Source organism: Bradyrhizobium sp. 2TAF36, assembly GCF_052114925.1.
In the GTDB taxonomy this organism is placed as follows: domain Bacteria; phylum Pseudomonadota; class Alphaproteobacteria; order Rhizobiales; family Xanthobacteraceae; genus Bradyrhizobium; species Bradyrhizobium barranii.
Genome location: NZ_JBFRFR010000237.1, coordinates 1 through 1172 on the forward strand (window position 1 = coordinate 1; position 1172 = coordinate 1172).

At 64.8% G+C, this 1172-nt stretch carries 1 protein-coding gene; it reads left to right on the forward strand.

All coding sequences use genetic code 11. The features are described from left to right. Positions 1-64 precede the first annotated feature (64 nt). Positions 65-1172, forward strand: a protein-coding gene (locus AB4Z51_RS44950) for an IS3 family transposase (protein ID WP_441499771.1) whose coding sequence is annotated in 2 segments (ribosomal slippage) — positions 65-314 and positions 314-1172 — 1109 coding nt annotated over the 2 segments. Because the reading frame shifts where the segments join, the coding sequence is not laid out codon by codon here. This gene is flagged as partial in the annotation.

Consider the following 1172-nt stretch of genomic DNA (forward strand, 5'->3'; position numbering starts at 1 on the left):
TGACCTTGCCCCGCGGGTTTAATCCAGTTTGAAGTTCGTTCTGGCCCACGACAAGGACCAGAGCATGAAGCGCAGCCGCTTTTCGGAAGAGCAGATCATCGGGATCTTGAAGGAGCATGAGGCCGGCGTGTCGGTCGCCGATCTGTGCCGCAAGCATGGCGTCAGCGACGCCAGCATCTACAAATGGAAGGCCAGGTTCGGCGGGCTGGAGGTCTCGGAGGCCAAGCGGCTGAAGACGCTGGAGGACGAGAACACGCGGCTGAAACGGTTGCTGGCCGACGCCATGCTGGACAACGCAGCCTTGAAGGACCTCGTGGGAAAGAAATGGTGACGCCCGCRGCCAAGCGGAAAGCTGTCGCCCATCTCCGAGACGCCTTCGGGATGAGCGAACGGCGGGCGTGTAAAGCCATCGGCTGCYGTCGCATGACCATGAGATACCAGACGACCCGGGCGGACGATGCCGGTCTTCGCCAACGCATGAGGGCGATCGCCCAGGAGCGCCGCCGCTTTGGCTATCGGCGCCTCCACGTTCTGCTCAAGCGGGAGGGCTATGTGATCAACCACAAGAAGCTGTTCCGGCTCTACCGGGAAGAGAAGCTTGCGGTGCGTCGCCGTGGCGGCCGCAAGCGGGCGATCGGGACCCGGGCGCCGATGACGGTGCCGATGGCGCCGAACGACCGCTGGTCGCTCGACTTCGTATCGGATCAGCTCACCGATGGTCGCCGCTTCCGTATCCTCACCGTGGTCGACGACTGCACCCGCGAGTGCCTGGCGCTGGTGGCCGATACCTCGCTCTCGGGCCCCCGGGTGGCGCGGGAGCTGGACCGGCTGATGATTGAGCGCGGCAAGCCGAAGATGGTGGTCAGCGACAACGGCAGCGAGCTCACCAGCAACGCCATCCTGACATGGGCTGATCAGAGCCGCGTGGCATGGCACTACATCGCGCCGGGCAAGCCCATGCAGAATGCCTTCATCGAAAGCTTCAACGGCCGGCTGCGCGATGAACTGTTGAACGAGACGCTGTTCACGTCGTTGGCCCAGGCCCGCGTCGCGCTCGGATGCTGGCGGGCCGATTACAACGAGGCACGACCACACTCGCAGCTCGGATGGAAGACGCCGTCCGAGTTCGCCTTCACCTGCCACCCGCGCCGGGAGCCGGCGCTGCGCTATGC